Source organism: Gemmatimonadota bacterium (genome assembly GCA_016209965.1).
GTDB lineage: Bacteria > Gemmatimonadota > Gemmatimonadetes > Longimicrobiales > RSA9 > JACQVE01.
This window is the reverse complement of sequence record JACQVE010000312.1, coordinates 1-6004: the sequence shown is the minus strand read 5'-3', so window position 1 is coordinate 6004 and position 6004 is coordinate 1. Positions and strand designations below refer to the sequence as shown.

Genomic DNA, 6004 nt, shown 5'->3' with positions numbered 1-6004 from the left:
GCGTAGGTGTCCATTATCCAGGCCATCACGCGCTCGTCCGTGTACATGTCCGGCGCCGGGATGTCCGTCTGCGGCCCGATCATGATGGCAATCTCGGTAGTGTAGCGTCGGGTCACCGCCTCCAACTCGCGGCTCGACAGCTCCTTCGTGTTCACGGCCACCCCACCCTTGCCGCCGCCGAAGGGGAGGTCGACCACCCCACATTTCCAGGTCATGAGCGTGGCCAGCGCCTTGACCTCGTCCAGAGTGACGGCCGGGTGGAAGCGGATCCCGCCCTTGGCCGGGCCGCGCGCCACGTTGTGGTTAACGCGGTAGCCCTCGTAGACGCGGTAGCTGCCATCGTCCCGGCGCACGGGGATCGCCACCACGAGCTGACGCTTGGGCCGGATCAGGATCTGCCGGAACCCCGACTCCAATTCCAGCCGGTCCGCCGCGCGCTCGAAATGTCCCGCGACAATGCCGTAGAAATCCGTGCCGGTGGGAGGAGTACTCCTGGCGAGGGCTACGGCGCCCATGATTTCCTCGCCAGCGCCGGCGCCTGTGCCCGCGCCCCTCAACCTGGCCGCCGCTCTATCCGCCGTCGTCCTGGCTCCCGCTCTCACGCGTACCCCCGTGGGTGTGGCCGGCAGACGCGCCGCCGACGCGGCCCGTCACTTGCTGCCGCGGCGCCCTGGCGCCAGGCTCCGGTCCCAGTGCAACACATTGTACTTCCTCAGGATCTCCACTGTCCGCTCGAGTGGCAGGGCTTCCACGACGCCACGGTGGCCCCGGGTCGTGGTCGCGCGCAGCATCGAGTTGTACACTGCCTCCTCGGTAGCTTCGGCCGCCGCCTGGAAGAGCGGCGACATCGCCTCGTTGGGCAGGTCCTGGATCGCACGGGCCGCCTCGCTTTCCCGGCGCCGCACCGACTCGGCAGCCGAGAAGGCGATCACGTAATCGCCCGAGCCGTTGCTCATGCTCGAGCCCGTACGCGCCACGCCGACGAGCGCCCGCCGCGCCAGCCGCTCGAGGTTGCGGGCCTCCAGCGGCGCGTCCGTGGCCACCACCACCATGACGCTGCCCTGCCCCTCGTCCCACCCTTCCGGAGCGTTGGACTGCAGCGCTTCCCGAAACGCGTACCGCGCCAGCTCCCGCCCTACTGGTGCGCCGTTCATGGTCAGCACGCCGCCGTAATTGCTCTGCACCAGCACCCCGACAGTGTATCCGCCGAGCTGCTGCGGCAGCCGGCGCGAGCTGGTTCCGATCCCTCCCTTCCAGCCGAAGGCGATGGTCCCGGTCCCTGCGCCCACGGCGCCCTCCGCTACCGGTCCGCCCGTCGCGGACTCGAGCGCCTGTACCACGTGCGCGGCCTGTAGGGGCCGTGTGCGGATGTCGTTCAGGAATCCGTCGTTGGTCTCGCCGACCACCGGGTTGATGGAGCGGACGTTTGCCATGTCGGCTTGCCGGAGCAGCCATTCGACCAGCGCGTCCGCAGCCGTCCAGACGCAGAGGGTGCAGGTCAGCAGCACGGGCGTCTCGAGCTCGCCCAGCTCCTGGACCTGCGTGAAACCCACCAGCTTGCCGAACGCGTTGCCGGCGTGGATCGCGGCCGGCACCCGTTCCCGGAACACGTTGCCGCCGTGCGGCAGGACTGCCGTCACGCCAGTGCGGATGGAATCGCCTCTGGCCACCGTAACCTGCCCGACCCGGACACCCGGTACATCGGTAATGGCGTTTAGCGGGCCGGTGGGCAGGATGCCGACGACCAGGCCGATATCGCGCGCGCGCGGCCGCTCGGGTGGCGGAGTCTGAGGGTCCAGAGGTGCGCTCAAGGTCAGCAGGAGGAGGGGTAGAGGGGCAACAACGCGCTTGCGGTCCGGGCAGGCGGTCGGACGCTGCCTGGCGCGTCGTGGCGCGGGCTCCTGGCTGGTTCGCATGGTCCGAGGCCGAATCCGACAAACAGGTGGCGGCCGGAACGCGCGGGAAAGTGATGCGGAATGGACGGCGTGTCAAGCGGTTACGCCAGGGGGGGCACGGCTGGCGCTAAGCCAGACGCGGCTGCTGCCGCGCCGGCAAGCCGCTCGAGCATGGCGGCGAGGCGTGTGATGGGGACGCCGGTCGGGCACATCGCGTCGCACTCAGTGCAGCGGGTGCAGGCCTGCGGCCCCGCGGCCACGAGCGGTGCGCGGTCCAGCGAGCGCGAGCTTCCCACCACGAAGGTCCAGGCCTCGGCCCAGGCGCTCGAGGGCGCCTCGCGCAGCGCCGGGCAGGCCAGCGAGCAGAGGCCGCAACTGATGCAGCCCATGAGCGGCGGGAAGGTGTCCCGCTCGTCCGGCTCGAGGGGCACATACCCTTCCGGGACGACGGCGGCCAGGAACCGGGCGGCGTCGCGGCCGCCGCGCAGCGGCCGGGCCGGCAGGCGCAGCAAGTGCAGCCCGAAACGGTAGCTCAGGTTGAGCCAGGCGAACGCCCGACCTCTCACGACTGCCGGCTTTCGCTGCTGGGGGCATCGCCCGCTACGCCCGCTGCCTCCGCCGCGGCCCGTTCGCCGGCCCGCCAGCCGTCCACGGCCGCGGCGCCCAGCCCTGCGGCGGCGGCCTCCCACCCCGCGCGGACCGTGCCGGCTGCCCGGACGTTCTCGTAGACGACGTTGCCTTTCCGGTTCACGGGCCGCCCTTCCTCATCCGTGCCCACGCCGGCGCGGAGCAGCGGCTGGGGCAGCGAGCGTTCGAGGTGCGTGAGGGCCAGTGGCTCCGCGTCGGTGAACACCTCGTCCAGGTGCTCGACCCACACGGGGCAGCCCAGGGCCGGCTCGGCGAAGACGGGATCCGCCACGATCCCCCCGCCCGCAAACTTGCCCGTGGCGAGGATGAAGGTGCGGGCGAACAGCCAGGAGGCAGGCGGAGCGCTCGGCGCCTCGGCGATGGGCCGGGCGCGCCCCCCAGCGGGCCCCATCTGCTCCCCGGCCGGGGAGCCACCGTTCACCTGCTGCTCGACGAGTACCGCCTCGAGCAGCCGGCCGTCCGCCTGCGGCTCGATGACCCGGGCCAAAATGACCTCGACACCGGCAGCCTGGACGGCCGCGCGTAGCGCCCGGTCCAGCCGCCAGCCGGGCGCCGACGGCGGCATGCCCAGTGCTTCGCCTACCGGAGCCCCGACCGCGGCTTCCAGCGCCGCGTGCACGGGCTCCGGCCGCTCGAGTCCCAGCACAGCGGGTAGGATGGTGCGGCCGGCACGGCGGCCGGCCAGCGCTTGTGTCAGTGGCGCCGCCAGTATTGCGGGGTCGCGGTCCAGCGCGGCTGCCAGTGCCACGGGCGACCAGCCGGCCGCAGGGGTGGCCGGCCGCAGGTCCAGCAGCGCGTGGTGCAGCTCGAGGCCCGCAGCAGCTCCCCAGAGCCTCGCGAGCGTGGGGGCGTGGAAGCCGGGCAGTCCAGTAATGCCACAGACCATGGCGCCGGACTCCAGCACAGCCGCCCTCTGGGCGCGCGGCGCGAAGTCGGCCGGCTCGAGGCGGCCGGTGGGGTGGGGCAGCGGGCCGCGCCCCCGCTCGTGGGCCAAGCCGGCGCCGGCAAGCGCCGCGCCCAGCCGCCCAGGCAGCGGGCCGCGCCAGCCGCCGGCAGCCAGAGCCGTCGCGCCTGGCGCGGCCCGCACCAGACCCACCCGCGCGCCGGCGGCGGCCGCGGCCAGTGCCGCAGCCGCGCCGGCTACCCCCCCGCCAATGACCAGAACGTCGAACGGCGGTGGCGTCATGCGGGGGCGGCCGCGCCTCCCGCGCCCGACATGCCGCCCGCACCGCCAGCCTGTCGCGCGGTTTCCGCCCAGGCCACGAGCGCGCCCCAGAGCGCGACGCCGGCCGCCAGGTGCAGTCCGCGCAGGGAGTCGGGCAGCCTGAGCAGCACCAGGCCGGCGGCCAGGGCGAGCTGCAGCATGGTGAGCATCAGGGCCGCCGCCGCGGCGCGCCGCACGGACCGCGGCAGCCCTCGCTTCCATACGTCGCGCGTCGCGGCCAGCATGGTGAAGAGCAGCAGGAAGCCCAGCAGACGGTGGGTCCAGTGCAGCAACACCCAGGATCCGCCCGCCGGCAGCAGCCGGCCGTTGCACAAGGGGAAGCCCTGGCACGCCAGCGCGGCCCCGGACGGCTGATCCGATGCGGCGGGCAGGCCGGTGTTCGCCGTGAGCGCGCCCAACCCCACCACAAGAAACCCGAGCACGGCTGCGGCCGCTGCGGCACGCGCCGGCCCGGCCGGCACCGCGGGCTCGGCCAGCATCGCGGCACGTGGCGCGGCCCGCACGGCCGCAACAATGACGGTCGCCAGCAACAGGCTCGCCGTCAGGAAGTGCAGCGTCGTCGCGCCGGCCGGCAACTCGAGCTTCACTGTCAGCGCGCCGAGCAGCACCTGCGCCAGCAGCAGGGCGAACGCGGCGGCTGCGGCGCTGGCGGCGCTGCCTCGAGTGAATTGACCAGCCCTGGCTGCCGCAGCCGGCGCCCGGAGCCAGGACGCCGGCCGCGCCCGCTCGCTCTTCGCGCTAAGCAGCGCCGTACGGCCGCCATTGCGCACCTGATACAACCCATAGAGCAGCAGCGCACCGAAGGGCAGCACGGTCCCCGCTGCGAGCAGGCGGTGCGTGTACTCGATCAGGGTGGGCAGATCGAAGGGCGGGATCCAGTGGCCGTGGCAGCGCGGCCAGTCGTCGCCGCAGCCCAGCCCCGACCCGGTAATGCGGACCACGCCGCCGAAGACGATGAGCGCATAGGTGTAGGCCGCTGCGGCCCACGCCAGCCAGGCCAAGGTGCGGCGGCCCGGCTGCACGCCTTCTTGCCCGCCGGCCGGCCCCTGGTCCGCGGCCGGGGCCCGCTGGGAAACTTCTTCAATCATGACCCTCCGTAGGGAATCTCGCGACCGGCAGGTCAGCGAAACAGCTCGGCCAGCGGAAGCCGGAACCCGGGAACCACGTCTTCTCCGTCCAGCGCCTCGTGCTCACGCACCACGAAGGACGTGCCGTCCTGGCGGTAGACGTGCGCGGAGCGGGTGCGCGGATGGATGGCCCAGATGAGACGGACACCGGCCTCGAGGTAGTCCAGAATGCGTTGCTGGCCGCCAGGCTTGCGCTCGCTGGTGATGTCGATCTCGATGGCCAGGTCGGGCCTGCACCGGAACAGGCGCTCAGGGTTGGGATGCGCGCGGACCTTGGCTTCCGAGACGAAGGAGACATCGGGGCCGCGCATGCGCTCGGGATCGCGCGCCAGATCGAGGACGAACCCCGCGTCCACGTACAGCTGGCCAGGGATGCGGGCGGCCTCGACATACGCTTCCAGCCTGGACGCCACCCGGACGATGAGATTCCCGTGCAGCGGGGAGGCGGGCATCACCGGCACCGGCCGGCCGTCGACGAACTCGAAGCCGATGACGCCGTCCGGGGTCGGCAGTTCCAGCATGTCGTCGGCCGTGGGCCGGCGCGGATGCGTAGCCATGGAAGCTCCTTCTCTGCGGGCACCCGCAATGTAACCTCGCCTCGCCGGACGCTTCAACGGCCTGGCCATCGGTCCGCCGGGTCGGAGCCTGGCGCCACCCTCGGGGCGGAGCCATGGCTGGACAGGCCCACTCGCCCATTCGCGCCGTATGCTCGGCGCGCGAGGAGCCACGGTGGTGCGAAATCTCCGGGGCTCAGCCGTCAACTACAGGCCCGCCGGCGCGGCACGCCCCCCTCCGCTCCGGGTCGCCGCAGGGCCGGCGAGTGGGTTGCTTGACCTCCCCCGCCAGGGGTGGTAATCTGCCGCGCCTCTCAATCACGGTTCGGTCGGGCGCAACGGAGAAGGGGTGGATGCCGCTGGGTATGTCGTGCACGGCGATTGGGCTCGGCGAGCTCGCGCAGCGTCAAACTGCGAGCACGCCTCCCGATGGATCGCAGAGTCGCACCGCGGGCAGCCTTTCCTGCGCTTTCGCCGCCCTGCTCGCGGCCTGCGCCCGCGAATACCCCCAGACGACCTTCCGGCCTGTCACCGACTTCGGCACCCAGATCGATC

General features: G+C 72.6%; 6 protein-coding genes. All 6 read right to left on the bottom strand.

The features are described from left to right. A partial coding sequence (locus HY703_12355) for a glutamate dehydrogenase (protein ID MBI4545983.1) occupies nucleotides 1-515 on the bottom strand: 515 nt, incomplete at its 3' end. 135 nt (nucleotides 516-650) lie between these two features. Further along, nucleotides 651-1916, bottom strand: coding sequence for a P1 family peptidase (locus tag HY703_12350; GenBank protein ID MBI4545982.1), 1266 nt, complete (start codon nucleotides 1914-1916; stop codon nucleotides 651-653). A gap of 80 nt (nucleotides 1917-1996) precedes the next feature. Continuing rightward, nucleotides 1997-2461: a 4Fe-4S dicluster domain-containing protein gene (locus tag HY703_12345; protein ID MBI4545981.1), complete on the bottom strand. Its 465-nt coding sequence runs from the start codon at nucleotides 2459-2461 to the stop codon at nucleotides 1997-1999. Continuing rightward, nucleotides 2458-3729: an FAD-binding protein gene (locus tag HY703_12340; protein ID MBI4545980.1), complete on the bottom strand. Its 1272-nt coding sequence runs from the start codon at nucleotides 3727-3729 to the stop codon at nucleotides 2458-2460. The genes HY703_12345 and HY703_12340 overlap by 4 nt, the downstream gene beginning before the upstream one ends. Beyond that, nucleotides 3726-4856, bottom strand: coding sequence for a COX15/CtaA family protein (locus tag HY703_12335; protein ID MBI4545979.1), 1131 nt, complete (start codon nucleotides 4854-4856; stop codon nucleotides 3726-3728). The genes HY703_12340 and HY703_12335 overlap by 4 nt, the downstream gene beginning before the upstream one ends. Nucleotides 4857-4888: 32 nt before the next feature. Beyond that, a complete protein-coding gene (locus HY703_12330; protein MBI4545978.1) occupies nucleotides 4889-5452 on the bottom strand; it encodes a Uma2 family endonuclease in 564 nt (187 codons plus the stop codon). Nucleotides 5453-6004: the final 552 nt, after the last annotated feature.

Excerpts from the sequence above, each read along its gene's own strand:
- HY703_12350 (MBI4545982.1), bottom strand. The coding sequence starts at position 1,916 with ATGCGAACCAGCCAGGAGCCCGCGCCACGACGCGCCAGGCAGCGTCCG.
- HY703_12340 (MBI4545980.1), bottom strand. The coding sequence starts at position 3,729 with ATGACGCCACCGCCGTTCGACGTTCTGGTCATTGGCGGGGGGGTAGCC.
- HY703_12335 (MBI4545979.1), bottom strand. The coding sequence starts at position 4,856 with ATGATTGAAGAAGTTTCCCAGCGGGCCCCGGCCGCGGACCAGGGGCCG.
- HY703_12330 (MBI4545978.1), bottom strand. The coding sequence starts at position 5,452 with ATGGCTACGCATCCGCGCCGGCCCACGGCCGACGACATGCTGGAACTG.